This is a genomic window from Microbacterium sp. LMI1x-1-1.1, assembly GCF_040676205.1.
Classification (GTDB): Bacteria; Actinomycetota; Actinomycetes; order Actinomycetales; family Microbacteriaceae; genus Microbacterium; species Microbacterium aquilitoris.
In genome coordinates this window covers 1,028,386-1,053,207 of the sequence record NZ_JBEGHM010000002.1, presented here as the reverse complement: position 1 = coordinate 1,053,207, position 24,822 = coordinate 1,028,386, and the positions used below count along the sequence as shown (strand labels likewise).

Here is a 24,822-nt window from a genome sequence, read left to right as displayed (position 1 = left end):
ATGGCCACCGAACAGACACTCGTCCTCGTGAAGCCCGACGGCGTCGCGCGCGGACTGACCGGCGCGATCCTCGCCCGCATCGAGGCGAAGGGGTACTCGCTCGTCGACATCCGCCTCGTCGACCCCGATCGCGAGCGCCTCGAGCAGCACTACGCCGAGCACGAGGGCAAGCCGTTCTACGAGCCGCTCCTCGAGTTCATGATGTCGGGCCCGTCCGTGGCGATCCGCCTCGCAGGCAACCGCGTCATCGAGGGTTTCCGCTCGCTCGCGGGGACCACCGACCCGACGACGGCCGCACCCGGCACGATCCGCGGGGACTTCGGACGCGACTGGGGCCTCGCCGTCCAACAGAACCTCGTCCACGGCAGCGACAGCGTCGAGTCCGCGAACCGGGAGCTCGCGATCTGGTTCGACTGACGACACGTCGTCACGCGCCCGTCCCGATCACCGGGGCGGGCGCGTCGTCGTCTCAGCGGGTGAACTCGGAGATCCAGTCCAGTCGCACCTGAGCGATCACGCCCACCACCGCGAACGCCACGATGGCCATGAGCGGTGTCCAGGGCATGAGTGCGTCCGCGCGTCGTCGGACGGCGGCGGATGCCGGGATCGCCCCTTCGCGGACCAGGTGGACCGCGACGGCGAAGAACGTCGGGATCGTCACAGACCACGTCACCATGCACCAGGGGCAGAGGGTGGCGAGCACGAAGATGCTCTGCGTGATGAGCCAGAGGACGAACGCGAACGCAGCGGTCACGCCGAGCCCGAACAGCAGCCAGAACCACTTCGCGAAGCGCGCCCCGGCCAGCAGCGCCGCACCCACCACGATCGGAGCGACCCACCCGGTGAGCCCGAGGATCGGGTTCGGGAACCCGAACACGGACCCCTGGGCCGAGTCGAGGTTCTTCCCGCACTGGACGAGAAGGCTGATGTCGCAGGATGCCGACGAGCCGGGGTTCTCGAGGAGCGAGAACTTCTCGGTGGTCAGTGCGAACGCCGCGATCCACCCCACGACGCCGGCGAAGATCAGCCAGAGTGCGAAGACGGTCGGGCGGGGAGAGCGGGTCCGCGTGGTCATGTCGGCGATTATCCCATCGGGACTGATCACCTTTCTGATGCGCCGGCCGTGCATATCGGAGAGCTCCGGTCACGGTTCGGGTCCGGGTAGTGGGATAATGGGGCTCGACGTCCCCGCGGCCGCGCCGCCAAGATGTCACCAGAAGACTTCGGGCGATCACGCCCGCGCAGCATCACCCCGCCGAGTGTGCGGGGATCGGCTGCAGACCGAATGAGTTCGCGGCACCTCCGAGACCGGAGCGTCGCCGCCCGATTTTCGCCGGACGGCACGCGGGGCCGTCGGCTGGGAGTAGGCCAGAGATGGCAGATGACACGAACGACACGACAGCGACCGACGCGATCGATGGGGATCTGACGGCCACGGCCGACCAGACCGCCGAGGTGGCGTCGTCCGATCAGGATGCAGCTCAGCTCGAGCAGCAGGTCGAGCCCGAGCAGCACGTCCAGTCCTCCGGTCCCGAGGAGCCGACGGAAGACGCTCCGTCCGCGGAGGCCGAGCAGCCTGCCGAGCCCGAGCAGCCTGCCGAGCCCGAGCAGCCCGCCGAGCCCGAGCAGCCCGCCGAGCCGGAGCGGTCCACCGAGCCGGAGAAGCCTGCCGAGCCGGAGAAGCCCGCTGAGCCGGAGCAGCCTGCCGAGCCGACGATCCCGACGGCGGTCAGCCTCGGGCTCCTGCCCGAACAGTTCGTCTCGGCCGTGTCGACGGCCCTCCACTTCTACGCCCCCGAGGTCCCGCCGTTGCCGGCTGCGGCGCGCGACGAGCGCGACCGGGACGACCGCGGCCGGGACGACCGTGGGCGTGACGACCGTGATGAGCCGTCCGCCGAGTCCGGCGGCAGCTCGCGTCGTCGCAACCGTCGTCGCGGTGGCAACGCCGTCGAGCAGAACGACGAGCCGGTCGCGCCCCGCCGCCGCGCCGTCGAGGTCATCACCGAGCCGCAGCGGATCAAGGGATCCACGCGACTCGAAGCCAAGAAGCAGCGCCGTCGCGACGGGCGCGAAGCCGGTCGTCGCCGCGCCGTCGTCACCGAGGCCGAGTTCCTCGCCCGCCGCGAGTCCGTCGATCGCGACATGATCGTCCGCTCGCGCGGCGGTCGCATCCAGATCGGCGTGCTCGAGGACAACGTCCTCGTCGAGCACTACGTCGCCCGCAACCAGGATGCGTCGCTCATCGGCAACGTGTACCTCGGTCGCGTGCAGAACGTCCTCCCCAGCATGGAGGCGGCCTTCGTCGACATCGGTCGCGGCCGCAACGCCGTGCTGTACTCCGGTGAGGTCGACTGGGATGCCGTCGAGACCGGCAACCAGCCCCGCCGGATCGAGCTGGCACTCAAGTCCGGCGACCGTGTCCTCGTGCAGGTCACGAAGGACCCCGTCGGCCACAAGGGCGCCCGCCTGACGAGCCAGATCTCCCTTCCGGGTCGCTACCTGGTGTACGTTCCCGGCGGCGCCATGAACGGCATCTCCCGGAAGCTCCCCGACACCGAGCGTGCTCGCCTGAAGAAGATCCTCAAGGAGGTCCTCCCGGAGTCGTCCGGCGTCATCGTGCGCACGGCCGCCGAGGGCGCGACCGAGGAGCAACTGACGAGGGACGTCCAGCGGCTCACCTCGCAGTGGGAGCACATCAGCACGCAGGCGCAGACCGGCCAGGCTCCGGCGCTCCTGCACTCGGAGCCCGACCTCCTGGTCAAGATCGTCCGCGATGTCTTCAACGAGGACTTCCGCAAGATGCTCATCCAGGGCGACGAGGCATACGAGACCATCACGTCGTACCTGACGGGCGTCGCTCCCGACCTGCTCGAGCGCATCGAGAAGTACGAGGGCGAGCAGGACCCGTTCGACGTCTTCCGCGTCACCGAGCAGATCGAGAAGGCGCTGGATCGCAAGGTCTGGCTGCCCTCCGGTGGTTCCCTCGTCATCGACCGCACCGAGGCGATGACGGTCGTCGACGTCAACACCGGCAAGTTCGTCGGCACCGGCGGAAACCTCGAAGAGACGGTCACGAAGAACAACCTCGAGGCCGCGGAGGAGATCGTCCGCCAGCTGCGCCTTCGCGACATCGGCGGCATCATCGTCGTCGACTTCATCGACATGGTGCTCGAGTCCAACCGCGACCTCGTGCTCCGCCGCCTCGTCGAGTGCCTGAGCCGCGACCGGACGAAGCACCAGGTCGCCGAGGTCACCTCGCTCGGCCTCGTGCAGATGACCCGCAAGAAGATCGGCCTCGGCCTGCTCGAGACGTTCAGTGAGGCGTGCGAGGTGTGCGCTGGTCGAGGCGTCATCGTCCACCACGACCCCGTCGTCAAGCACCGTTCCTCGGGCGGCGACCGCGGCAACGGCAACGGTGGCAACAACGGGAACAACCGCCGTCCGCGCCAGAACAGCGGTTCGTCGCAGAATCAGGGCGCAAACGCCCCCGCCGCGGCACCCGGCCACACCCACGTCATCACGGAGGGTGTGAAGTCCGCGCTCGCGCAGATCGCGGCATCCACCATCCAGCCTCACGAGGAGGCGGCCGCGGCCGCTGCGGAGGAGCAGGTCGCCGAGCGGCCCGAGCGCGCCAAGCGTCCCCGTCGCAAGAAGGCGGATGCCGCGCCGAAGACCGATGCCGATCGTCTGCTCGACTCGGTCCTTGAGGCGCTCCCCGAGCCGAAGGCTCCGGGTCAGGGCCGCGCGCGCCGTCGTGTGACGACGGCCGCCCTCACGGGCACACCCGTCCAGACGGCTCCGGAGGACTGATCCGGCGCGTCACCGCCCCCGACGTTGGCGGGCGGTGACGCGCAGTCCCGAGGCGATCAGTCGGCGCACGAGCTCGTGCGCGCCGACCTGCTCGGCGCCGCCGGCGACCAGGCGCGCAATCGCGTCCTCCGGGACGTCGTAGTGGTCGCGATCGAATGCACGCGGCGGGATGCCGTGGGTCGCCGCGAAGGCGTGCAGCTCATCCAGGTCGCTGTCCGAGACCAGGTGGGCCCACAGCCTGCCGTGGGCGGGCCACATCGCGGAGTCGACGAGAACGGTCATCCGCCGATCTTAGGCGGGCGCGTCCCGGGCGGGACCGCGCGCGACGCGCCGGGGGTCGCTTTTGCCCTCACTGCGGGGATCGGGTATTCTGGTCCCTTGGTGCGTCACGTGTCGCAGGCAGTTGCGATGCAGAGCCTGGCTTCCGCACCATGACTTCCAGTCTCATCAGACAATCGGAGCCGTGCGCTCCACAGAAGAAACAAGGTGTGAAGTGGTTTACGCAGTTGTGCGCGCCGGTGGCCGTCAGGAGAAGGTTCAGGTCGGAACGATCGTCGTCCTCGACCGTCAGTCGGCCAAGATCGGCGACAAGATCGAGCTCCCCGCCGTCCTGTTCGTCGACGGCGACGCCGTGACGACCGACGCCGACAAGCTCGCCAAGGTCAAGGTCACCGCCGAGGTCGTCGGCGAAGAGCGTGGTCCGAAGATCATCATCCAGAAGTTCAAGAACAAGACCGGCTACAAGAAGCGCCAGGGCCACCGCCAGGACCTCACGCGCGTCAAGATCACCGGCATCAAGTAAGTAGCCGAGAGGACACGAGAGATGGCACACAAAAAGGGCGCAAGCTCCACCCGTAACGGTCGTGACTCCAACGCACAGCGCCTCGGCGTGAAGCGGTTCGGTGGTCAGAAGGTCCTCGCCGGCGAGATCATCGTCCGTCAGCGCGGCACCCACTTCCACCCCGGCGCCGATGTCGGCCGCGGTGGCGACGACACGCTGTTCGCTCTGGCCGCCGGTGCGGTCGAGTTCGGCACGAAGGGCGGCCGCAAGGTCGTCAACATCGTGCCGGTCGCTGAGTGACCACACACAATCCTTGACGAGGGGCGGGCTGCGGCCCGCCCCTCTCTTTTTCCCCGCCGACCGTGGTCGGCTTCCCCGTCAGGAGACACCGCATGGTGACGTTCGTCGATCGCGTGACGCTGCATTTGAGCGCAGGCAAGGGCGGCAACGGCTGCGTGTCCGTAAAGCGCGAGAAGTTCAAGCCTCTCGCCGGTCCTGACGGCGGCAACGGCGGGCACGGCGGCGACATCATCCTCGTGTCCGACCCCCAGGTCACCACCCTGCTCTCGTACCACCACTCGCCGCACCGTTCCGCCGGTAACGGCGGCTTCGGCATGGGAGACCACCGCTCCGGAGCCCAGGGCGAGCCGCTCGAGCTCCAGGTGCCCGTCGGAACCGTCGTCAAGGACGAGACCGGTGAGGTCCTCGTCGACATGGCGACGCCCGGCATCCGCTTCGTCGTCGCCCCCGGCGGCCAGGGTGGTCTCGGCAACGCGGCGCTCGCGAACCCGAAGCGCAAGGCGCCCGGATTCGCACTCCTGGGTACCCCGGGGTGGGAGGGCGACGTTCAGCTCGAGCTGAAGACCGTCGCTGACGTGGCTCTGGTCGGGTTCCCGTCGGCCGGCAAGTCGAGCCTCATCGCGGCCATCTCGGCGGCGCGGCCCAAGATCGCCGACTACCCGTTCACGACGCTGCACCCGAACCTCGGTGTCGTCCAGGCCGGCGATGCCCGCTACACCGTGGCCGACGTCCCCGGGCTGATCGAAGGCGCGAGCGAGGGCAAGGGCCTCGGGCTCGAGTTCCTCCGCCACGTCGAGCGTTGCACGGCCCTCGTCCACGTGCTCGACTGCGCGACGCTGGAGCCCGGTCGCGACCCGATCAGCGACCTCGACGTGATCCTGGCCGAGCTCGCCGCCTACCCCGTTCCCGAGGGGCAGATTCCACTGCTCGAACGGCCGCAGCTCGTCGCGCTGAACAAGCTCGACGTGCCCGAGGCGAAGGAGCTCGCAGATCTCGTTCGCCCTGAGCTCGAGCAGCGCGGATTCCGTGTCTTCGACATCTCGACGGTCAGCCGCGACGGCCTCCGTCAGCTGACGTTCGCCCTCGGTGAGATCGTCGAGGAGCACCGTGCGGCGCTGGCCGCGGCGCCCGCTCCCGAGCGCGTCGTCATCCGCCCGCAGGGAACGAAGAAGGACTTCGAGATCCGCGTCGAGGGTGGCACCTACGGCAACATCTACCGCATCCTCGGCGACAAGCCGGTGCGGTGGGTGCAGCAGACGGACTTCCAGAACGAAGAGGCCGTCGGCTTCCTGGCCGACCGCCTCGAGAAGCTCGGCGTGGAGGACGGCCTCTTCAAGGCCGGTGCGCAGGCTGGGTCGACGGTCGTCATCGGCGCCGGCGACGGGATCGTCTTCGACTGGCACCCCTCGCTCGGCTCCGCAGCTGAGCTCATGACCGCGCCGCGTGGCACGGATCCCCGACTCGACCTGAACCCCCGTCGCACGACCTCGCAGCGCCGTGATCGCTATCACGAGCGGATGGATGCCAAGGCCGAGGCGCGCGCCGAGCTCGAGTCCGAGCGGATCGCTGCGACGCGCGGGGAGGACGAGGACGAGTCGTGACGCTGCAGGACCGTGCCGGGCTCGCGGGCGCACGCCGCGTCGTGGTCAAGGTGGGCTCGTCGTCCATCAGTGGTGAGAACGCGGAGAAGATCGGGCCGATCGTCGATGCCCTGGCCGAGGCGCACGCCCGCGGGACCGAGGTCGTCCTGGTGTCCTCGGGTGCGATCGCGACCGGGATGCCGTTCCTGCTGCTCGACGCCCGTCCGAGCGACCTCGCGACGCAGCAGGCCGCGGCCGCCGTCGGGCAGAACGTCCTGATCTACCGCTACCAGGAGGCCCTTCGGCCCTTCGACATCGTCGCCGGGCAGGTGCTCCTGACCGCGGGGGACCTCGAGAACCCGACGCACCGTTCCAACGCCCGACGGGCCATGGAACGCCTCCTGGGCCTGCGCATCCTCCCGATCGTCAACGAGAACGACACCGTCGCGACCCACGAGATCCGCTTCGGCGACAACGACCGATTGGCGGCCCTCGTGGCTCAGCTCGTCGGCGCCGACGCCCTCGTGCTCCTGAGCGACATCGAGACTCTCTACACGCGCCCGCCGGACGAGCCGGGCGCCACCCCGATCATCGACGTCGCGTACGGCGACGATCTGTCGGGCTATCAGTTCGGGTCGGTCGTCGTGAACAGTGTCGGCACGGGCGGAGCGGCGACGAAGGCCTCGGCCGCTCGGCTGGCAGCATCCGCCGGGATCGCGGTGCTCGTCACGAGCGCCGACCTCGTGCACGACGCCCTGCGGGGCGAACAGGTGGGCACCTGGTTCGCACCGAACCCCCAGCCCGCCGCTCCCGTGGCTACCGCTCCGGTGCGGGTCGACGGCGCTTGAGACGCTGAGACCCGGCATCCGCCGCCCTAGACTTGGCGGATGACGATCACCGCTGCCACGCCCCAGGAGCGCATGCATTCGGCGCGGACCGCCTCGCGGTCGCTGGGACTGCTGACGGATGCCGCCAAGACCGCCCTCCTGCGTTCGATCGCCGAGGCCATCGATGAGAACGTCGACGAGATCGTCGAAGCGAACGCCGACGACGTCTCGCGCGGGCGAGCTGACGGCCTCACGACGGGGCTCATCGACCGGCTCACCCTCGACGGCAGTCGGGTCGCGGCCCTCGCGACGGCGGTGCGCGACGTCGCCCAGCTGCCCGACCCCGTCGGACGCGTCCTCGACGACCGCGTCCTCGACAACGGGCTGCACCTGCAGAAGGTCTCCGTGCCGTTCGGTGTGATCGGGTCGATCTACGAGGCTCGTCCCAACGTGACCGTCGACATCGCCGCCCTCGCGCTCCGTTCGGGGAACGCGGTGGTGCTGCGAGGGGGGAGTGCTGCGCAGTCGACCAATGCGGCGCTGATCTCGGTGATGAGGGGCGCTCTCGCCGACGCCGGCGTCGACCCCGAGGCGATCCAGACCGTCGACGACTTCGGTCGCGATGGTGCGCGGGCCCTCATGCGGGCGCGCGGCCTCGTCGACGTCCTCGTGCCGCGGGGGAGCGCGCAGCTCATCGAGACCGTCGTCACCGAGTCCTCCGTCCCCGTCATCGAAACCGGTGCCGGCGTCGTGCACATCGTCCTCGACGCGACCGCACCGCTGGACTGGGCGACCGACATCGTCGTCAACGCGAAGGTGCAGCGTCCGAGTGTCTGCAATGCGGTGGAGACCGTCCTCGTGCACCGCGATGCGGCATCCCGTCTCCTGCCCTCCGTCATCGAGGCTCTGCAGGAACGCGGCGTGACCGTCCACGGCGATGCCGCCGCGGCATCCTTCGGGCGGAATGTCGTACCCGCGACCGACGAGGACTGGGCCACCGAGCACATGAGCCTCGACATCTCGATCCGCGTCGTCGACGACCTCGACGACGCGCTGGCTCACATCCGGCGATACTCGACGCAGCACACCGAATCGATCATCACGACCGACGACGACGTCGCCGAACGGTTCCTGGCCGAAGTGGATGCCGCCGTCGTGATGGTCAACGCGTCGACCCGGTTCACCGACGGGGGAGAGTTCGGCTTCGGCGCCGAGGTGGGGATCTCGACCCAGAAGCTCCACGCCCGAGGGCCCATGGGGCTGCCCGAACTGACGACCACGAAGTGGTTGGCGCGGGGCGCCGGGCAGATCCGGTCCTGACCGCCTAAACTGTTCCTGCACCCGACCCCTCGAACGGAGCCCGAATGAACTTCGCGACGACCATCGTCCTCGCCGCAGCCGAGACTGAGCACCACGGTGGAAACGTCATGGCCACGACCTACGGGTACGGCATCGTGGCTTTCGCGCTGTTTATGCTGCTGGGCCTCGTGAGCGTGTCGTACCGCAACGTGGCCAACCGTCACGCCCACAAGGCCGAGGCGTACGCCGCGAAGAACCCCGTGCAGCAGGCGGGCCACGGCCACCACTGAGGCCGCGTTCATGGGAACCACGCGGGCACCGCGTATCGGTGTGATGGGCGGCACGTTCGACCCCATCCACCACGGTCACCTCGTGGCGGCGAGCGAGGTTGCGCAGTCGTTCGACCTCGACGAGGTCGTGTTCGTCCCGACCGGTCAGCCCTGGCAGAAGTCCGGCGTGTCGTCGTCGGAGCACCGCTATCTGATGACCGTCATCGCCACGGCATCCAACCCCATGTTCACCGTCAGTCGTGTCGACGTCGACCGCACCGGGGCCACCTACACGATCGACACGTTGCGTGACCTCAAAGCGCAGCGGCCCGATGCGCAGCTCTTCTTCATCACCGGTGCGGACGCGATCGCGCAGATCGTCGGCTGGCGGGACGTCGACGAACTGTGGGACCTCGCGCACTTCGTGGCGGTCTCCCGTCCGGGCCACACGCTGAGCGTCGACGGGCTGCCCTCGGACGACGTCAGCGTCCTCGAGATCCCGGCGCTGTCCATCTCGTCCACCGACTGCCGCGCTCGCGTGAGCCGTGGGCACCCCGTATGGTACCTCGTGCCCGACGGCGTCGTCCAATACATTGCGAAGCATCACCTGTATCGGAGCAAGGCATGAGCACACCAGACCAGCCGAGCACCCCGCCCCTGACACGGCGGCAGCTGCGGGAGCTGCGCAACACGGCATCCACGCCGATCATCACGCCCGAAGAGGCGCAAGCGGATGCCGACGCGTCGGACGCCGCTGCCGTGGAGGCTGCTCTCGCCGAGGTCGAGCACGAGTCCGAGGTCGCCCCGGAGCGCACTCCGGCCGTTCTCGCGGACGACGTGGACCTCGACCCTGACGCCCACCCCGTGACGCGACGCCAGGCGCGGCATCTCGCGAAGCTGCGCACTGGGACGGTCGACGTCGTCGAGTCCGCTCCCGTAACGGACGAGGTCTCGACAGGCGACGCCGCGGCGACCGAGCACGAGACGACCGAGCACGAGACGGCTGAGCACGAGACCGCCGATGGTGAGCCGGTCGATGGGATCCCCGCCGATGGGGACCACGATGACGACCATGCGTCCGCCGACGACGCCGAGACGCCGCAGGAGGACGCTGAGGGGTCGACCTCGGTGGACGAATCTGCGGAACCCGTCTCGGACGCGCCGGAGCACACTGTCGAGCCGGATGCCGACTCCGCAGAAGTTCCCCTCGACGCGGCCCCCGCGGACGTGGAAGCCGAGGCCGACGAGTCCACCGACGCGCCGGAGCCCGCGCGGGTCGTCGCTCCCGAGCTCGGCGCGCAACTCCTCGCGGACGGTGCGGCGCCCGTCGACGTGCCGCCGTCGTTCGACCACCTGCTGACGCGCGGCGGCAGCGGCTCGTCGTCGGCGCCTAACGCGCTGATCCTGTCGCAGACGCCCGAGACCGGATCGCTCTCGGTCCCGATCCTCGGCACGGGAGAACTGATCATCACCGGCAGTTACGCGTTGCCGGAGAGCTTCGGGTCCACGGGGACGTCCCCTGGATCCGACGGTAAGGATGCCGACGCCGCCCTCATGGACGGCGAACTGCCGCCGGCATCCTCACCGACCCCGATCGCCGCATCGGCGGCGATCAGTACGATCAAGAGTGCGGATGAGATCATCCGCCCCCCGGCTCCCGAAAAGGGAAGCCGCCTCATCATGACCCTCGCGATCTGCGCCGGTGCCCTCGGGCTGGCTCTCGCGACGGTGCTCATCTTCACCGTTGTGAACGGAGTCTTTTAATGGTTGCTGCAGAGCACACGCACGAACTGGTCCAGGTGGCCGCGGCCGCCGCCGACAGCAAGGGGGGAACCGATCTCGTCGCCTTCGACGTGTCGGGACCGCTTCCGCTGATCGACGCCTTCCTCCTCGTCACCGGTAACAGCGAGCGCAACGTCGCCGCCATCGCCGACGAGGTCGAGGACAAGATGCTCGAGGCGGGCCAGAAGCGCCTGCGCCGCGAGGGACGCGACGAATCGCGCTGGGTGCTGATCGACTTCGGCGACCTGGTCGTCCACGTCTTCCACGAAGAGGAGCGCGTGTTCTACGGCCTCGAGCGCCTGTGGAAGGACTGCCCGATCATCCCCGTGACGATCGCGGAGCCCACGCGCAGCGAGTGACGTCGTCGCCGCGTGTTCAGAGCACTCCTCCGCGTGTAGTAAGCTGGATGAGTTGCCGCGAGCGGCGACCAAGGGCCTGTGGCGCAGCTGGTAGCGCACCTGCATGGCATGCAGGGGGTCAGGGGTTCGAGTCCCCTCAGGTCCACCAAATACCCCGGTTCGCCGGGGTTTTTGTGTTTCTGGAAGGTGCGGGTGTCACGTGCTCGTCGAGGTCCGGAGCGCACTCCGCGGGTTCCTGTAGACCCGCGCGCGCCGGTCACAAATCCTCGAGGTCACGCGTCCGGTCGCTGGCATGCGCCACGACGTCGCGGGCGACGTCGGCGAGGCGTTGCTGATTCGTGCGTGCCTGTGCCCGTAGACGCTGAAATGCCTCGTCCATATCGATGTTGTGCGCATGAGCCAGGACACCCTTCGCCTGTTCGATCACGACTCGACTGTCGAGCGCCTGCTGCAGCTGCGTGCGCGCCGCATCCGCCTCGCGGAAAGCCTGCTCGTGGAGAATGCCGATCGTGGCGATGTCGGCCAGCCCACGCGCTGCGAGAGAGTCCTCGGGACTGAGGCTTTCGGAACCGTCGCCGAAAAGATTGAGCGACCCGATGACCTCGTCGCGCAGACGCAACGGCACAGCATGCATCCAGTTGTAGCCCAGAGCCCCTGCCTTCTCCGCGAAGAGCGGCCAGCGCTCGCGGATGGATGAGATGTCGTCGACCGTCACCGGCTCGCCAGATCGATAGGCGTCGACGCACGGACCCTCATCCGCGGTGAGCTGCAGGAGGCTGATGAGCTGGCTTCGCTCCGTCGTCGAGGCGACGACTTCGAGTGGTTGCCCTCCGATGCGCAGAAGTATGCCGGCGTCCGCCGCCGAGAAGATCACCGAGCACCGTGACACCAGGCGATACAGCAGATCGACCACGTCATATCCACCCACCATGGTGTCCGCGATCTCCACGAACGTCTCGATGAGCTGCTTCTCCCGCATTTCCCTGCCCATGTCTGCAACCTCCTCCGAATCGATCCGGTCTCAGGCGGTGAAATCGATTTCGCGACTGATGATGGACTCCGCAATCTGCGTCACTGATCTTCCAGACGCGAAAGCATGGGCACGGATGACCACGAGAGCGTCGTTGGAATTCACTCGCAGCTGGGCGCACACCATTCCGGTCGCCTGGTGGACGACACGTCGAGACGACCCTCCGGATCCGCCGTCGGCATCGTTGCCGGATAGAACCCGCTCGAAGATGCGAAGGGCGGCGGCATCCGCCATCACGGAGGCGAGAGCAAGATCTCGCTGTTTCAGCGCTCCGAGGCCGTCGGCGTACAGATCGACGACCCCCACCTCGAGCGCGCCGACCGTCATCGGGAACGCGTAGAGGGAGCGAACACCGTGGTAGGCGGCGACGGACCGGAGCATGGGCCAGTCCGTCGTCGTCGCGTCGCGGAGGTCGTGCAGAAGCACAGGAGCACGCGCGATCCGGGCGTCCCAGCCTGGCCCAACCCCGGAACTCAACTGGACCTCTTCGAGCGCCGCAGCCGCGCCGTCGCTCGCGCACACAGTCTCGACGTCGAACGGATCACCCAGCGTCGAGACGCCCACATGATGGATCGGGAGCATCGTCAGAAAGACCGCACAAATCGGATCATCGTCTACTGAGTCGGAACCGAGCACGTTTCCTCCAGACCTGGGTATCCCGAGGCGGCCGAGGTCCAGGGACGCTGATCCCATTGTAGGGAGTCCGCGAGCTCGCATCGATCTTCTTGTGCCGGTCTCCGGGGTGGCATTACAGTGGCACCACGTTGCCCCGGACCCCGGCTCACCATCAGAACGAGAGCAGAGGACCGTGATGCCGACGTACCTCGGACCACAGAAGGACGCGCTCCAGTGGAAGGTAACCGAGCCGGGATTGCACGTCTGCGACGACCACGCGCGACGTGTGGGTTACGTCGTCCGCGTTGATGGGGGTTTCATCGCGTTTGATGATGCGTCAACCCCCCTCGGCCGGTACCAGCGACTTCGGGCCGCGAAACAGGCCGTCGAGACGATCCCGGCGCGGCGCTCAATGCAGTGACGACCTCATGTGTCCGAGGCATCGTCCACCTCGAGGTCTCCACCTCGGGGTGCGTGGAAGCGGGCCTCGGGTGCGATCGTGTCCACATCGTCTGGTGCCCCCATTGGCGCCGGGGGGAGGCCATCCTGCTCGCCGCCGACGAGTCGTTCCAGGTCGGGCGTGGTGGGCGTGTCGTTGGTGCTCATTGGTGTCATCCTCTCGCTTCTTCGATAGTGACCTTCCCACGACAGCGGGTCGAGGGTCTTGACGTTTTCGTTCTCCCTCGCCACGTCGATCAGCGCGAGGAGCCGCGCGCGGATCGGCTGCGACCGCTCGGTGAACCGTCGTTGCCCAGCGACGTACTCGGCCTTGCCCGCCGGCGTCTCGATGGGCACGGGGGAGTAGCCCCAGTCGCTGAGGTCGTACGGCGAGGCTCGCATGTCGAGTTCCCGGATGTCGCGGGCGAGCACGAACGCATCCAGGAGCAGCTCGCCGGGAACGAGCGGGCCGAGCTTCACCGCCCACTTGTAGAGGTCCATCCCCGCGTGGAGACACCCCGGCTGCTCCGTCAGCGCCTGCGTGTCGCGCGTGGGAGCGAAGCGATTGCGTGGCGCCGCGTCGGGCGTGAAGAAGCGGAACGCGTCGATGTGCGTGCATCGCAGATCGTGCGCCTCGACGACGGCATCCGTCCCCTCGGCACCGAGTCGCAACGGCACGGGATGCCGCGTCTCACCGTCCCGGTAGACCATCGCCCACTCGTGAAGGCCGAAGCATCCGTACGAGCCCGTCCGCCCCAGCGTGCTCGACAGGATGCCCCGGATCGCGCGGACCAGCGGCGCCTTCTCGGTGAGGAACGCGTCGGCGTCGGCCGCGACGGTGCCCGCCTCGCTGCGGTACCAGCGCCACCCCGCGTGCGGCGAGTCCGCGGCATCCGCCAACCGGACGTCACGCCCCGGATGCCAGCGGCGCAGGACGGCCGGCTTGTAGGAGTAGTACGTGTAGAGGAAGTCGTCGACCGGGTGCGTCTCGCCCCTGGCCGCGCGATGACGGCGTCCGGCGGTCAGCGCATCGGCCCGCTCGGCGTGCGCTCGCATCCGCTCGGTCCAGTCGGTCCGCGCGAGGACGTCGCTCGTCAGGGTGGGCATCACGGGCCGGTCAGAGGGGCTGGATGAGTTCGGGGGAGTCGTTGCGGACGTTGCCGACGGCGCTGGAGACGACGTGGTCGGTGAGGCCGGCGACGACCTGGGGGGCCGCGTCGACGGCGGCGTCGAGGAGGTCGCCGACGTTGTCCACCTCGGTATCGAGCCACGCGTCGGCGAAGTCGGCGTCGAGGAACAGCGGCATCCGGTCGTGGATCGACCCGAGCGGCGCGACGGCGTCGCGCGTGATGATTGTGAAGGACAGCACCCAGCGCGTGGGGTCGTCCTCGGCCTTCGCCGGGTCCTTCCACCACTCGTAGAGTCCCGCGAACAGCAGCGGGGACCCGTCGGCGGCATGGATGAAGTACGGCGTCTTGCCCTCGTCGGTCGTCTGCCACTCGTAGTACCCGGTGGCAGGCACGATCGCGCGGCGCTTGATGAGGGCCTGCCGGAACATCGGCTTGTCCTCGAGCTCCTCCGAACGCGCGTTGAACGCCCGCGCGCCGACCTTCACGTCCTTCGCCCACGAGGGGACGAGGCCCCAGCGCGCCGGCTCCAGCCGCCGTGTGGGCGGGTCGGTCTTGGCCGAGTCGAGGACGATACCCACCCGCGAGGTCGGGGCGATGTTGTACGACGGAGCGGGGAGGTCGTCGCTCTCGACGTCGACGCGGAGAACGCCGACCAGTTCCGAGGCGACGTTGGCAACGACGAAGCGACCGCACATGGCTGTCAGCCTAGGAGGAGGTGGGGACATCGCGGACGATGTCGACGTCGGTCAGTCGCTCGAGCAGCTCCGCGCCGTCGTCGCCGGTGACCCAGGGCACGCCCGCGGCGCTGTGGTCGTCCACGGCCGTCCGACCGCCCGCGAGGACCGCCTCGGCGGGAGTCAGTCGCCGGATCGCGACGGCGGCGACCTGCTCGGGATGCTCGATCGTGAACTGCGTGTAGATCTCGTCATCGTGCTGACCGTCGTCGCCGATGAGCAACCAGTCGATGTCGGGGAACTCATCCGCCAGGCGGCGCAGGTTCTCGTGCTTGTGCTCCTTGCCGCTGCGGAACCACCGGTCGTGCGTCGGACCCCAGTCCGTCAGGAGCATCGCGCCGAGGGGGAACAGATGCCGCCGCTGGAATCGCACCAGGGTCGGCGCGACGTTCCACGCACCTGTCGAGAGATACAGGATGGGCGACCCGGGGTTCTCACGAACGAGCCGCTCGAGCAGGACGGCCATGCCGGGAACCGGCTGGCGGGCGTGCTCGTTGAGGACGAAGGAGTTCCACGCCGCTACGAAGGGCCGGGGGAGGGCGGTGACCATGACGGTGTCGTCCACGTCCGAGATCACCCCGAACCGGATGTCGTCTCCGACGATGAACACGCGGGCGTCGACCGGGTCGGCATCCTCCACGCTCATCGTGATCGTCTGCCAGCCCGCTGCGAGCGTGGCCGGGAGCACGGCGTCGACGACCCCACCGCGATCGGCGGCGACCTCGTGGCTCACCCCGTCGATCATCACGGTCACCCGCGCGTGGGCGATCGGCACGGCGGCGAAACTCCGCCATCCGCGCACACCGGCGTAGTCGCCCCGCTCTCGGCGCTTGGCCTTCGGGGGGATCAGCACCCGGCCGAGGACGCGCACCCACTGCGTGCTGCCGTACCCGGGGAACGCGGCGACCGTGGGCCGGCGGCCGTTCGCGCGGGCGCGCTTCTCGCGCCAGGCGTGGAACCGGTATTCGAGGCGTGCCAGCCAGAGCACCTTGGCGTCGCGGGGGGAGGAGGACATCGATTCAGTCTTTCACGTCGTCGGCCCGAGCCTCCGGCGCATCGTCGAGCTCGAGGTGGCGTGCCTCCCGGGCGCTGATGACGCGCTTCGCGATGTAGACGAGCAGGACGAACGCCGCGATGACGGCGACGAAGAGGTAGCCCGCGTAGTGGAGGCTGTCGGAGAGTTCGCGGTACCCCTCGGCCGCGGCTGCGGCGACGGAGACGTACGCGACCGACCAGACCGTGCAGGCGGGGACGGTCCACGCGAGGAACCTGCGGTACGCGAATCCGCTCATCCCCACAGTGAGCGGGACGAGGGAGTGGAGGACCGGGAGGAAGCGCGACAGGAAGATGGCGGGCCCGCCGCGTCGACGCAGATAGAGCTCCGCCCGCATCCAGTTGCGTTCGCCGATCAGCTTCCCGACGCGCGAGAACCGGATGCGCGGTCCCAGCCAGCGTCCGAGCGCGAATCCGATGCTCTCGCCGATGAGCGATCCGACGAGAATGGCCAGGACGAGCCAGGTGCCCTCGGCGAGGTTGTCGACGGCCGTGCCGGCGACGATGACGATCGTGTCGCCGGGGACGATGAGCCCGACGAGGACGCTCGTTTCGAGCATCATCGCGAGTCCGGCGACGATGACGCGCACGACCGGGTCGACCGCCTGGACGGTACCGAGCAGCCAGTCGAGGATCTCGTTCACGACCTCAGATTATCCGCCGTCTACCCTGAGGGGGTGCCCAGCGACCTCGCCTTCCGCGCACTCGACGGCTGGCTCGATCCCGCGGTCGCCTTCGCGACGGTCGTCGGCGATGCCGGGGACGCCTTCTGGTTGGATGCCGGTCCCGACGCCGCCGACGGGTGGAGCTGGGTGGGCACCGGCATCCCCTCGTCGCCTCCTCACGAGGTCCGCCTCTCCGGTGGGACGGATGCCGCTGCGGGACCCTTCCGTGGCGGCTGGGTCGGCTGGTCGGGGTACGACGCGGCGGCCCGTCGGGCCGGCGCGCCTGCAGCGGACGACGTCGGGCCCGCGGAGGTGTGGCTCCGCGTCGATCGGATGCTGGGGTTCGATCACGCTGCACGGCGGATGGTCGCCTTCGGTGCGGAGGACGTCCTCGACGGGCTGGCCGCGGCGGTCGCTCGGGCGATCGCGACGGGAGAGACCCCGAGCCCTGCGGAACCGCCTGTGGTCGAGGTCATCGCCCGGCACGATCCTGCGGGGTACATCGCCCTCATCGAGCAGTGCCGCGAAGAGATCAGGGAGGGGCGTGCGTACCAGCTGTGCCTCACCACGCGGTTCGAGACGGCGGCATCCGTCGACCCGGTCGACACGTACCTGCGGCTGCGAGCCGCGACACCGGCGCACCACGGCGGACTCATCCGCAGCGGCGGGTGGGCGCTCGTCAGTGCGTCACCCGAGCAGTTCCTGTCGGTCTCGGAGGGGATCGTCCGCACGCGCCCCATCAAGGGCACGCGACCGCGCTCCGTCGACGTCGTCGAGGATGCGGCTCTCGCCGCCCAGCTGCGGGGGAGTGAGAAGGAGCAGGCCGAGAACGTCATGATCGTCGACCTCATGCGCAATGACCTGCAGCGCGTGTGCCAGACGGGGACGGTCGCGGCGGAGCGACTGCTCGAGGTCGAGTCCTACCCCGCGGTGCACCAGCTCGTGAGCACGGTGGCGGGGCGGGTGCGCCCGGGGACGACGGTCGGCGACCTGTGGGATGCCGCTTTCCCGGCCGGGAGCATGACGGGCGCGCCGAAGCTCTCGGCGATGCAGATCCTCCACCGGCTGGAGGGCGCGCCGCGCGGTGTGTTCGCGGGGTGCTTCGGGTGGGTCGGCTCGGACGGGGGACTCGACCTCGCCATGGTGATCCGCTCGATCGTGACCCATCCGGGCGGGGCCTATGTCGGTGCCGGCGGCGGTATCACGTGGGGCTCGATCGCGGCCGACGAGGTCGCGGAGGTGGGGATCAAAGCCCGAGCGCCGCTTCGCGCGCTGGGGGCGGAACTGCCACCGGGATGGTGAAAGTCCTGGTCCGCTAGGCTGAAAAGGCGCTTTCGCGCGCCCTCCCGACTTTGCACGATTGGTTCACCGTGTCCTCCAGCACCTCCTCCGACGCATCGACTCCCGAGCAGACCGGTTTCGACTCGCGCGCCATCCAGGCCAAGTGGCAGGCCCGGTGGGCGGAGTCCGACCCGTTCAAGGCCGGCGGCGACGAGGACACGCGCCCGCGCAAGTACGTGCTCGGGATGTTCCCCTACCCCTCGGGCGACCTGCACATGGGCCACGCCGAGAACTACGCCTACGTCGACGCCGTCGCACGCTTCTGGCGTCACCGCGGCTACAACGTGCTGAACCCGATCGGCTGGGACTCCTTCGGCCTGCCCGCCGAGAACGCCGCGATCAAGGGCGGCGCCGGGTCCGACCCGCGCGAGTGGACCTACAACAACATCGACCAGCACAAGGTCAGCTTCCGCGCGTTCGGGTCGTCCTACGACTGGAGCCGCGTGCTCCACACGAGCGACCCCGAGTACTACCGCTGGAACCAATGGCTGTTCCAGCGCCTGTTCGAGCGCGGGCTCGCTTACCGCAAGCAGAGCGCCGTCAACTGGTGCCCCAACGACCAGACCGTGCTCGCGAACGAGCAGGTCGTCGACGGACACTGCGAGCGCTGCGGGTACGAGGTCGTCAAGAAGAAGCTGACGCAGTGGTACTTCAAGATCACCGAGTACGCCGACCGTCTGCTCGATGACCTGAACCAGCTCGAGGGCTTCTGGCCCCACAAGGTGCTGCAGATGCAGCGCAACTGGATCGGCCGCTCCATCGGCGCCGACATCGACTTCGAGATCGAGGGGCGCGCCGAGAAGATCACCGTCTTCTCCACCCGCCCCGACACCCTGCACGGCGCGACCTTCATGGTCGTCGCGCCTGACTCGGACCTCGCTGCGGAGCTCGTCGACGGCGCCTCGCCCGAGGTTCAGCAGCGCTTCCGGAACTACCTCGACACGGTGCAGAAGACGAGCGAGATCGAGCGCCAGACCGCCGATCGCCCCAAGACCGGTGTGTTCCTCGACCGTTTCGCGATCAACCCGATCAACGGTGAGCGTCTGCCGATCTGGGCGGCGGACTACGTCCTGGCCGATTACGGTCACGGCGCCGTCATGGCCGTCCCCGCGCACGACCAGCGCGACCTCGACTTCGCCCGCGCGTTCGGCCTGCCGGTCAAGGTCGTCGTCGACACGACCGCTCCGGTCACCGGTGCCATCCCGGTCATCGAGGTCGACGAGGACGGCGTGCCGATCGGCGATGACCTCGAGTCGATCGACCCCGCCCGCACGGGCACCGCCCTGACGGGCGACGGACGCCTCATCAACTCCGGGTCGCTCAACGGCCTGTCCAAGCGCAACGCGATCGCCCGCGCGATCGAGGAGCTCACGTCGGCGGGAACCGGTCGCGCCGCGAAGACCTATCGCCTGCGCGACTGGCTGATCTCGCGCCAGCGCTTCTGGGGCACACCGATCCCGATGATCCACACCGAGGACGGGCGGATCGTCCCCGTTCCCGACGAGCAGCTGCCCGTCATCCTGCCCGACGCCAAGGGTCTCGACCTGAAGCCCAAGGGCACGTCGCCGCTGGGCGGCGCCACGGAGTGGATGTCGACGGTCGACCCCGAGACCGGCGAGCCGGCTCTCCGCGATGCCGACACGATGGACACGTTCGTCGACAGCTCGTGGTATTTCCTGCGCTTCCTGGCCCCGAACGGGGCGACGGAGCCGTTCCCGACGGCCGAGGCATCCAAGTGGGCGCCGGTCGACTCGTACATCGGCGGCGTCGAGCACGCGATCCTCCACCTGCTGTACGCCCGGTTCATCACGAAGGTCCTGTTCGACATGGGCCTCGTCGACTTCACCGAGCCGTTCACGAGCCTGATCAACCAGGGCATGGTCCTGCTCGACGGCTCGAAGATGTCGAAGTCGAAGGGCAACCTCGTCGAGTTCGCGTCGAGCATGGACGACCCGGGTGCGGATGCCGTCCGTGTCGCTATCGCATTCGCCGGGCCCGTCGAGGACGACATCAACTGGGAGGACGTGTCGACGACCGGCGCTCAGAAGTTCCTCGCCCGTGCGATGCGCGTCGCCACCGACGTCGCGAGCCCGTCGGACGTCGTCTGGGCCGAGGGGGACACCGCGCTCCGCCGCGTGACCCACCGCCTGTGGGCCGATGTCGTCGGGCTCGTCGAGCAGTCGAAGTTCAACGTGGTGGTCGCGCGTCTCATGGAGCTCGTCAACGCGACGCGCAAGACGATCGACTCGGGCGCAGGCGCCGCCGACCCCGCCGTCCGCGAGGCCGCCGAGGCCGTCGCGATGATCCTCGACCTCTTCGCCCCGCACACCGCGGAGGAGATGTGGGAGATCCTCGGCTACAAGCCGTTCGTCGGCGTCGTGCCGTGGCGTCAGGCCGACCCCACGCTCCTCGTCGAGGAGTCGGTGACGGCGGTCGTGCAGGTCAACGGCAAGGTGCGCGGCACGCTCACCGTCCCGGCGAAGATCTCGGGCGACGAGCTCGAGAAGCTCGCCCGGGCCGACGAGAAGGTGCGTCGCGCCATCGGCGACAAGGAGATCACCCGCGCCGTCGTACGCGCGCCGAAGGTCGTCAGCTTCACCGTCGCCTGAGCGCCTTCTCCACCGCGGTCGGCTGACCGCTGCCCATCCACCGGCCGTGCGCCGGGCCGAGCGGGGCTGTGCCGCGCCGCGAGGATTGTCCCATGGGTGCGGAGGCGGTGCCGGGATCTCGACGCCGGTTGGGGATCGGAGCCGCGATCGTCCTGGTCGTCGTGGTAGCCGCGGTGACCATCGCAATCGGGATCGTCCGCACCGGCGCCGACTCCGCCGTCGAGACGGTCCCTGACGCCGTCGCCGAGACGGTCGCCCCCGCCGCGGTCTACGTCCACGTCTCCGGTGAGGTCCGCGCCCCCGGTCTCTATCGCCTGGACCAGGGCGCCCGCGTCGTCGATGCCGTCGCTGCCGCGGGCGGGTTCTCGGACAAAGCCTCCCGCGACGGCGTGAACCTGGCGCGGCCGGTGAGCGACGGTGAACAGCTGCACATCCCGGCCGAAGGAGCCGAGCAGACGGATGCCGGTGCCTCGACCGCCCCTGAGGGGGTCGGTCGTGTGAACCTCAACACCGCTGACCTCGCCGCCCTCGACACGCTCCCGCGGGTGGGTCCGGCGATCGCGCAGCGGATCCTCGACTGGCGCGAGGAGAACGGCCGCTTCACCAGCGTCGACGATCTCATGGCGGTGCCGGGGATCGGGGAGAAGATGCTCGCGTCTATCCGCGACCTGGTGACGGTGTGAGTGTTCGGACCGCGCGGCGTCGAGACCTTCGGTTGCTGCCGGTCGCTCTCGTGGCCTGGGCCGGTGCAGGCGCCGCGATCGTCTTCCCCGAGCATGCAACCGCTCTCGCTGTCGCACTGTGGGTGGTTGCCGTCCTTGCTCTGGCGATCGCGGCGCGAGGGTCCCGGCCGACGACGGCGGCACTGATCGCGGTGGCCTTCGCTGTCGCCGCGGGCGCGGCATCCCATGTCGCGCTCGCTCAGCCCGCGCGGGACGCCGTCGCAGACCTGCCGATCACCGGGGGGCGAAGCGCCACGTTCGAGGTCGATGTCGTCGGCAAGGTCGAACGGTCCGCCACCGGTTTCCGCTATGACGCGATCACCCGCGCCGTCACGATCGGCCCCGACACGACTCCGGTCTCGGCTCCCGTCCTCGTCCGGGCGCAGGAGAGGCCGCCCGGGCTCGACCTGGGGGCGCGTGCGGTCGTGACGGGGACCGCGTTCCGAGCGGATGCCGGGGACCGGGAAGTCCTCGTCATCGAGGCGTCGTCGATCGAGCTCGCGCGTCCGCCGACGGGTCCGCTCGCCGCGGCGGCCCAACTGCGGACGGGCCTGGTGAACGCGGCCGACGGCCTCCCCGACCCAGGTGCGGGGCTCGTTCCGGGGCTCGCCGTCGGCGACACGTCAGCGGTCACCGAGGACCTCGACCAGCAGATGAAAGCATCGTCGCTTTCGCACCTCACCGCAGTCTCCGGGGCGAACTGCGCGCTCGTCGTGGGGATCGCCTTCGGCATCGCAGCCCTCTGCGGGGCGCGGCGCGGTATTCGCGTCACGGCGGGACTCGCGACGCTCATCGCGTTCATCGTGCTCGTCTCACCCGAGCCCAGCGTCGTCCGCGCGGGAGCGATGGCGGCGATCGCGATGCTCGGGGTCCTGCTGGGACGCATCGGCGCGGGCATGTCCATCCTGTCCGCGTCGGTGTGCGTGCTGCTGGTGTTCGACCCTTGGCTCGCGGCCTCCCTCGGCTTCGCCCTGTCGGCGGTGGCGACCGGGTCGCTCCTGCTGTTCGCCGGGCCGCTCGCCGACGGGATGTCGCGATGGATGCCGGCGCCCCTCGCGCTCGCCCTCTCCGTGCCGCTCGCGGCTCAGCTCGCCTGCGGCCCGCTGCTCGTGCTGATCGAGCCGACCGTGCCTCTCGTCGGCGTGCTTGCGAACCTGCTCGCAGGACCCGCGGCGCCCGCCGCGACCGTCCTCGGGCTGCTGGCATGCCTCGCGCTGCCATTTCCCGTCCTCGCGCAGGGGCTCGCGGCGATCGCGTGGCTGCCCGCCGCCTGGATCGCGGGGACGGCGGACGTGTCCGCGCGGCTGCCCGGGGCATCCATCGGATGGCTGGAAGGGATGCCGGGTCTCATCGCCCTCGCCGCGACAGGAGCCGCGATCGGCATCGTGCTCGTGGCGCGTCGGCATCGGTTGCGGCGGTGGGCGGGGTGGGCGCTCGTCGCGATCGTCGTCGTCGTGCTGGGGGCGGGGCCGTTCCGGACCCTCATCGACCGCACCCGTGCCCCGGACGAGTGGGCGATCGTCGCGTGCGACGTCGGCCAGGGCGACGCCGTCCTCGTCCGGTCCGGCGACGCGGTCATGCTCATGGACACGGGGCCAGAGCCGGCGCCCCTCCGCGCGTGCCTCGATCGATTCGCGATCGACCGTGTCGACGTCCTCGTCTTGACGCATTTCGACATGGATCACCGCGGCGGTGCAGACGTCATGGTCGGCCGCGCCGACCTCGTCCTGCACGGTCCGATCCCCGATCCTGAAGCGGCCACCGTGATCGCCCGCTTCACGGTGGCCGGTGCGCGTGCGCTCGAGGTGTCCGCCGGCCAGAGCGGAGCCCTGGGGGAGTGCCGCTGGCGCGCCCTGTGGCCCAAGCCGCGCGACCCGGTCTATCCCTCCGGGAACGACGCGAGCGTCGTCATCGACGTCACCGGATGCCGCGTCCCCGACGCCATCTTCCTCGGCGACCTGTCGGCGCAGCCGCAACGATCCCTGCTCGCTTCCCACGCGATCGACCGCACCTATTCGGTGGTCAAAGTCGCGCACCACGGCAGCGCCGATCAGGACCACAGCCTCTATGAAGGGCTCGACGCGGCCGTCGCCCTCGTGACCGTCGGAGAGAACACCTACGGCCACCCACGGGACGAGATCCTCGACCTCCTCCGCGAGGAGCACGCGATCATCGCCCGCACCGACAGGTCCGGTGACGTCGCTCTTTGGGGCGACGGTGACGGGATCCGGCTGTGGCGGTCCCGCGGGGAAGACGGCTGACCCTCGTAGGCTGACCGGATGCCTCCCACCCGCACGGCCCTTTCGCTCACCTCTCTGCGCGATGCTCCTCGCGGCGGTCGCGGCTGTGTGGGCGCTGTCCCGAATCGTCCTGCCACGACGGCGAGGCGTCGGCGCCCCTCGGTAGGCTGGACCCATGCCGAGCCCCCGTCGTCCTGCCGCGAAGACGGCGAAGTCGGCGATCCCGCAGATCTCCTGGCGTGCGCCGCAGCCCGCGCCCGTCGTCCTCGTCTCGGGGCCCGAGGAGATCTGCGCCGAGCGGGCGACCGCCGGCATCCGTGAATACCTGCGCGCCGAGGATCCGAGCCTCGAAGTCACCGACATTCGCGCCGACGACTACGCGCCGGGCACCCTCTTCGCGGTGTCATCACCCTCGCTGTTCGGCGAGCCGCGCCTCGTCCGCGTCTCGGGTGTCGAGAAATGCTCCGACGCGTTCCTGACAGAGGCGATCCGCTACCTCGAAGCGCCGCAGGAGGGCGCGACGATCGTGCTCCGCCACACCGGCGCGAGCGTTCGCGGCAAGAAGCTCCTCGACACGATCCGTTCGGGCGCCGGCGGCGGCATCGAGATCGCCTGCCCCGCGGTCAAGCGTGACTCCGACCGCTTCGACTTCGCGGCGGGCGAGTTCCAGGCCGCCAAACGCCGCATCGCCCCGCCCGCGCTCCGCGCCCTCGTCTCGGCCTTCGCCGACGACCTCACCGAGCTCGCGGCCGCGTGCCAGCAGCTCATCTCCGACGTCGAGGGCGACATCACCGAGCAGGTCGTCACCCGTTACTACGGCGGCCGCGTCGAGACGACCGCGTTCGCCGTCGCCGACACCGCCATCGCCGGACGCTACGGCGACGCCCTCGTCACCCTCCGCCACGCGCTCGCCTCCGGGGCGGACCCCGTGCCCATGGTCGCGGCGATCGCCTCGAAGCTCCGCACCATGGCGCGCGTCGCCGGCACCCGCGAGCCCTCCGGCGCCCTCGCCGCGCGCATCGGCATGAAGGACTGGCAGGTCGACCGTGCCCGCCGCGACCTCGCCGGCTGGACCGAGTCTTCGCTCGGCATCGCGATCCAGGCTGCCGCCCGAGCGGATGCCGAGGTCAAAGGCGCGTCCCGCGATGCTGTGTTCGCGGTCGAGCGCCTCGTCACGGTCGTGGCGACCCGAGCCCCGTACGGCGCCTGAGGCACGTCAGCCGCAAACGACGAAGGCC

The 24,822-nt window shown here is 69.5% G+C and carries 23 protein-coding genes, 1 tRNA gene and 1 pseudogene; 17 read left to right on the top strand and 8 right to left on the bottom strand.

Translation table 11 applies throughout. From position 1 onward, the window contains the following. Positions 1-417, top strand: a complete 417-nt coding sequence (ndk, locus tag MRBLMI1x_RS12890; protein ID WP_116229198.1) for a nucleoside-diphosphate kinase — start codon at positions 1-3, stop codon at positions 415-417. Positions 418-469: 52 nt separating this feature from the next. Here the strand turns inward: ndk and MRBLMI1x_RS12885 are convergent, their stop codons facing one another. After that, positions 470-1,075 carry a vitamin K epoxide reductase family protein gene (locus tag MRBLMI1x_RS12885; RefSeq protein WP_018186589.1) on the bottom strand — a complete coding sequence of 202 codons (606 nt, stop codon included), beginning with the start codon at positions 1,073-1,075 and terminating at the stop codon, positions 470-472. A gap of 299 nt (positions 1,076-1,374) precedes the next feature. Here MRBLMI1x_RS12885 and MRBLMI1x_RS12880 point away from each other — a divergent pair, with 299 nt between their 5' ends. After that, positions 1,375-3,810, top strand: a complete 2,436-nt coding sequence (locus tag MRBLMI1x_RS12880; RefSeq protein WP_363459191.1) for an Rne/Rng family ribonuclease — start codon at positions 1,375-1,377, stop codon at positions 3,808-3,810. Positions 3,811-3,819: 9 nt separating this feature from the next. Here the strand turns inward: MRBLMI1x_RS12880 and MRBLMI1x_RS12875 are convergent, their stop codons facing one another. Beyond that, positions 3,820-4,092 carry a DUF4031 domain-containing protein gene (locus MRBLMI1x_RS12875; RefSeq protein WP_018186591.1) on the bottom strand — a complete coding sequence of 91 codons (273 nt, stop codon included), beginning with the start codon at positions 4,090-4,092 and terminating at the stop codon, positions 3,820-3,822. Positions 4,093-4,303: 211 nt separating this feature from the next. Between MRBLMI1x_RS12875 and rplU the strand changes: the two genes are divergently transcribed. The 10 genes from rplU (at position 4,304) to MRBLMI1x_RS12825 (ending at position 11,155) form a co-directional block, all read left to right on the top strand. Continuing rightward, the gene (rplU, locus tag MRBLMI1x_RS12870) at positions 4,304-4,612 is read left to right on the top strand and encodes a 50S ribosomal protein L21 (RefSeq protein WP_026302840.1); all 309 of its coding nucleotides are present in this window, start codon (positions 4,304-4,306) and stop codon (positions 4,610-4,612) included. A 21-nt stretch (positions 4,613-4,633) separates the two neighbouring features. Next, positions 4,634-4,891 carry a 50S ribosomal protein L27 gene (gene rpmA / locus MRBLMI1x_RS12865; RefSeq protein ID WP_018186593.1) on the top strand — a complete coding sequence of 86 codons (258 nt, stop codon included), beginning with the start codon at positions 4,634-4,636 and terminating at the stop codon, positions 4,889-4,891. 92 nt (positions 4,892-4,983) lie between these two features. Next, positions 4,984-6,492, top strand: a complete 1,509-nt coding sequence (gene obgE / locus MRBLMI1x_RS12860) for a GTPase ObgE (protein WP_018186594.1) — start codon at positions 4,984-4,986, stop codon at positions 6,490-6,492. Then, the gene (gene proB, locus MRBLMI1x_RS12855; protein ID WP_363459187.1) at positions 6,489-7,319 is read left to right on the top strand and encodes a glutamate 5-kinase; all 831 of its coding nucleotides are present in this window, start codon (positions 6,489-6,491) and stop codon (positions 7,317-7,319) included. Before obgE ends, proB begins: the two co-directional genes overlap by 4 nt. A 39-nt stretch (positions 7,320-7,358) precedes the next feature. Continuing rightward, entirely contained in the window at positions 7,359-8,618 is a 1,260-nt protein-coding gene (locus tag MRBLMI1x_RS12850) for a glutamate-5-semialdehyde dehydrogenase (protein WP_363459185.1), read from the top strand. A 44-nt stretch (positions 8,619-8,662) separates the two neighbouring features. Then, positions 8,663-8,887: a hypothetical protein gene (locus MRBLMI1x_RS12845; RefSeq protein WP_020097448.1), complete on the top strand. Its 225-nt coding sequence runs from the start codon at positions 8,663-8,665 to the stop codon at positions 8,885-8,887. Positions 8,888-8,897: 10 nt separating this feature from the next. After that, complete coding sequence (nadD, locus tag MRBLMI1x_RS12840; RefSeq protein WP_363459183.1) at positions 8,898-9,494, top strand: nicotinate-nucleotide adenylyltransferase; 597 nt, start codon at positions 8,898-8,900, stop codon at positions 9,492-9,494. Then, entirely contained in the window at positions 9,491-10,630 is a 1,140-nt protein-coding gene (locus MRBLMI1x_RS12835) for a hypothetical protein (RefSeq protein ID WP_020097447.1), read from the top strand. Before nadD ends, MRBLMI1x_RS12835 begins: the two co-directional genes overlap by 4 nt. Next, positions 10,630-11,007 carry a ribosome silencing factor gene (gene rsfS / locus MRBLMI1x_RS12830; protein ID WP_020097446.1) on the top strand — a complete coding sequence of 126 codons (378 nt, stop codon included), beginning with the start codon at positions 10,630-10,632 and terminating at the stop codon, positions 11,005-11,007. The genes MRBLMI1x_RS12835 and rsfS overlap by 1 nt, the downstream gene beginning before the upstream one ends. Positions 11,008-11,079: 72 nt before the next feature. Next, positions 11,080-11,155, top strand: a tRNA-Ala gene (locus MRBLMI1x_RS12825). A 108-nt stretch (positions 11,156-11,263) separates the two neighbouring features. On the opposite strand, the gene MRBLMI1x_RS12820 is transcribed toward MRBLMI1x_RS12825, so the two are convergent. From MRBLMI1x_RS12820 to MRBLMI1x_RS12795, 6 genes and pseudogenes are all read right to left on the bottom strand, one after another. After that, positions 11,264-11,998 (bottom strand): ANTAR domain-containing protein, encoded by a 735-nt coding sequence (locus MRBLMI1x_RS12820; RefSeq protein WP_116229194.1) that lies wholly within the window; start codon positions 11,996-11,998, stop codon positions 11,264-11,266. A 30-nt stretch (positions 11,999-12,028) separates the two neighbouring features. Further along, positions 12,029-12,463 carry an ANTAR domain-containing protein gene (locus MRBLMI1x_RS12815; protein WP_363459180.1) on the bottom strand — a complete coding sequence of 145 codons (435 nt, stop codon included), beginning with the start codon at positions 12,461-12,463 and terminating at the stop codon, positions 12,029-12,031. 879 nt (positions 12,464-13,342) lie between these two features. Continuing rightward, positions 13,343-14,197 (bottom strand): annotated as a pseudogene (locus MRBLMI1x_RS12810) (3-methyladenine DNA glycosylase); the annotation flags it as partial. A gap of 10 nt (positions 14,198-14,207) precedes the next feature. Beyond that, a complete protein-coding gene (locus tag MRBLMI1x_RS12805) occupies positions 14,208-14,915 on the bottom strand; it encodes an SOS response-associated peptidase (RefSeq protein ID WP_363459178.1) in 708 nt (235 codons plus the stop codon). Positions 14,916-14,925: 10 nt separating this feature from the next. Beyond that, positions 14,926-15,969, bottom strand: coding sequence for an App1 family protein (locus MRBLMI1x_RS12800; RefSeq protein WP_018186606.1), 1,044 nt, complete (start codon positions 15,967-15,969; stop codon positions 14,926-14,928). Between the two features lie 4 nt (positions 15,970-15,973). After that, positions 15,974-16,651: a DedA family protein gene (locus MRBLMI1x_RS12795; protein ID WP_363459176.1), complete on the bottom strand. Its 678-nt coding sequence runs from the start codon at positions 16,649-16,651 to the stop codon at positions 15,974-15,976. Between the two features lie 33 nt (positions 16,652-16,684). On the opposite strand from MRBLMI1x_RS12795, the gene MRBLMI1x_RS12790 reads away from it, so the two are divergent. The 5 genes from MRBLMI1x_RS12790 (at position 16,685) to holA (ending at position 24,794) form a co-directional block, all read left to right on the top strand. Further along, on the top strand, positions 16,685-17,974 hold the full coding sequence (locus MRBLMI1x_RS12790; protein ID WP_363459174.1) for an anthranilate synthase component I family protein: 1,290 nt from the start codon (positions 16,685-16,687) through the stop codon (positions 17,972-17,974). 68 nt (positions 17,975-18,042) lie between these two features. Continuing rightward, positions 18,043-20,622 carry a leucine--tRNA ligase gene (gene leuS, locus MRBLMI1x_RS12785; protein ID WP_363459172.1) on the top strand — a complete coding sequence of 860 codons (2,580 nt, stop codon included), beginning with the start codon at positions 18,043-18,045 and terminating at the stop codon, positions 20,620-20,622. A gap of 92 nt (positions 20,623-20,714) precedes the next feature. Further along, the gene (locus MRBLMI1x_RS12780) at positions 20,715-21,305 is read left to right on the top strand and encodes a ComEA family DNA-binding protein (RefSeq protein ID WP_363459170.1); all 591 of its coding nucleotides are present in this window, start codon (positions 20,715-20,717) and stop codon (positions 21,303-21,305) included. Beyond that, positions 21,302-23,605 (top strand): ComEC/Rec2 family competence protein, encoded by a 2,304-nt coding sequence (locus tag MRBLMI1x_RS12775; RefSeq protein ID WP_363459168.1) that lies wholly within the window; start codon positions 21,302-21,304, stop codon positions 23,603-23,605. The genes MRBLMI1x_RS12780 and MRBLMI1x_RS12775 overlap by 4 nt, the downstream gene beginning before the upstream one ends. A 154-nt stretch (positions 23,606-23,759) precedes the next feature. Next, entirely contained in the window at positions 23,760-24,794 is a 1,035-nt protein-coding gene (holA, locus tag MRBLMI1x_RS12770) for a DNA polymerase III subunit delta (RefSeq protein ID WP_018186613.1), read from the top strand. Positions 24,795-24,822: the final 28 nt, after the last annotated feature.

Bases quoted from the DNA above. Each gene is read 5' to 3' on its own strand.
- ndk (WP_116229198.1), top strand. From the start codon at position 1: ATGGCCACCGAACAGACACTCGTCCTCGTGAAGCCCGACGGCGTCGCG.
- MRBLMI1x_RS12885 (WP_018186589.1), bottom strand. From the start codon at position 1,075: ATGACCACGCGGACCCGCTCTCCCCGCCCGACCGTCTTCGCACTCTGG.
- MRBLMI1x_RS12880 (WP_363459191.1), top strand. From the start codon at position 1,375: ATGGCAGATGACACGAACGACACGACAGCGACCGACGCGATCGATGGG.
- MRBLMI1x_RS12875 (WP_018186591.1), bottom strand. From the start codon at position 4,092: ATGACCGTTCTCGTCGACTCCGCGATGTGGCCCGCCCACGGCAGGCTG.
- rpmA (WP_018186593.1), top strand. From the start codon at position 4,634: ATGGCACACAAAAAGGGCGCAAGCTCCACCCGTAACGGTCGTGACTCC.
- obgE (WP_018186594.1), top strand. From the start codon at position 4,984: ATGGTGACGTTCGTCGATCGCGTGACGCTGCATTTGAGCGCAGGCAAG.
- MRBLMI1x_RS12850 (WP_363459185.1), top strand. From the start codon at position 7,359: ATGACGATCACCGCTGCCACGCCCCAGGAGCGCATGCATTCGGCGCGG.
- MRBLMI1x_RS12845 (WP_020097448.1), top strand. From the start codon at position 8,663: ATGAACTTCGCGACGACCATCGTCCTCGCCGCAGCCGAGACTGAGCAC.
- nadD (WP_363459183.1), top strand. From the start codon at position 8,898: ATGGGAACCACGCGGGCACCGCGTATCGGTGTGATGGGCGGCACGTTC.
- MRBLMI1x_RS12835 (WP_020097447.1), top strand. From the start codon at position 9,491: ATGAGCACACCAGACCAGCCGAGCACCCCGCCCCTGACACGGCGGCAG.
- rsfS (WP_020097446.1), top strand. From the start codon at position 10,630: ATGGTTGCTGCAGAGCACACGCACGAACTGGTCCAGGTGGCCGCGGCC.
- MRBLMI1x_RS12820 (WP_116229194.1), bottom strand. From the start codon at position 11,998: ATGGGCAGGGAAATGCGGGAGAAGCAGCTCATCGAGACGTTCGTGGAG.
- MRBLMI1x_RS12805 (WP_363459178.1), bottom strand. From the start codon at position 14,915: ATGTGCGGTCGCTTCGTCGTTGCCAACGTCGCCTCGGAACTGGTCGGC.
- MRBLMI1x_RS12800 (WP_018186606.1), bottom strand. From the start codon at position 15,969: ATGTCCTCCTCCCCCCGCGACGCCAAGGTGCTCTGGCTGGCACGCCTC.
- MRBLMI1x_RS12780 (WP_363459170.1), top strand. From the start codon at position 20,715: ATGGGTGCGGAGGCGGTGCCGGGATCTCGACGCCGGTTGGGGATCGGA.
- holA (WP_018186613.1), top strand. From the start codon at position 23,760: ATGCCGAGCCCCCGTCGTCCTGCCGCGAAGACGGCGAAGTCGGCGATC.